Source organism: Streptomyces sp. NPDC059900, assembly GCF_050270335.1.
In the GTDB taxonomy this organism is placed as follows: Bacteria; Actinomycetota; Actinomycetes; order Streptomycetales; family Streptomycetaceae; genus Streptomyces.
In genome coordinates, this window is record NZ_JBNNJZ010001120.1 from 1 (window position 1) to 1,242 (window position 1,242).

1 protein-coding gene is annotated in these 1,242 nt (G+C 71.3%); it reads left to right on the forward strand.

The window, feature by feature from the left end:
• Window positions 1-1,107, forward strand: a 1,107-nt coding sequence (locus ACQKIP_RS47745; protein ID WP_427745900.1) for a serine hydrolase domain-containing protein, incomplete at its 5' end; no start/stop codon positions are given.
• Window positions 1,108-1,242: the final 135 nt, after the last annotated feature.

The following is a 1,242-nucleotide window of genomic DNA, read 5'->3' on the forward strand; positions in this document are numbered from 1 at the left end:
GGCCGCCGGATCACCGTGCACCACCTGCTGTCCATGACGGCCGGGCACCCCGCCGACAGCCTCGCCCAGGCATGGGAGCGCGAACCCGGCGATCTGGCCAAGGGTTTCTTGAGCCTGCCGTTCGCCCACCGGGAGGGCACACGGCACGTCTACGACAACTCGACCACCTACATCCTGGCGCGGATGCTGGAACAGGTCACGGGCACGGGCCTGGCCGAGTACCTCGACGCGCGCCTGTTCGGGCCGATGGGCATCGAGCACGCCGAGTGGGACCGGGTGGCCGACGGTGCCGTCTTCGGGTTCCACGGACTGCACCTGACCACCGAGGCCGTCGCCGCCTTCGGGGAACTGCTGCGCCGCGAAGGGGCCTGGGGCGACCGGCAGCTCGTCGAGCCAGACTGGGTACAACGCGCCACCCGCCAGCACGCCGCCAGCCAGTGGACCCTGGAAGGCGCAGACCAAAAGGACTTCTCCTACGGCTACGGCTACCAGTTCTGGATGGCACGCCAGGGGTACCACGGCCACGGCTCCTACGCCCAGCAGTGCCTCGTCATCCCCTCACACGACCTCGTCGTCGCCCTGACCGCACAGGGAGAAGCCCAAGAAGCACTCGACGCGGTGTGGGACTGCCTGCTGCCGGGCGTGGGACACACCGCGAGCGCCCGCGACGACCAGGCCCTGGCCCGGCGACTGCGGCACCTGCAACTGCCGATGGTCGCGGGCTCGGCGGGCCCGCGACGCAGCATCACCGCGACACTGGACGCATCACTGCCCCACTCCGCCCTCCCCGACAAGACCAACGTCACCGTGCACCCCGCCCGCGGGGGATGGCGCGTGCAGTTCGGATCAATCCTCCAGGTCGAGGCCGGCTACCGCGGCTGGCGCGAAAGCGCCCCGCTCGGCCGGCCCATCGTCGCCACCGGTGCATGGCAGGGCGACACCTTCACCGCCGACCTCTGCCTCATCACGACCCCCCACCGCGTACGGCTGACCCTCGACGCCGGCACAGGCACCGCGACCGCCACATGGAGCACCCCGCCCCTGACCGGCCCCAGCCTGCAACTGCACGCACAATCACCCCTGATGACCCGACCCGACGTCGCCTAGAGCGCCACAGCAACACCGGACCCCGCCCCCGTACCCGCCCCGCCCTGCCCCGCCGCGACCGGGAACCGGGACCTCCCGGGACTCCCCCTGCACAGTGAGGACTTCCGAGGCCGAACGTCATGTGCGGCGGTGCAC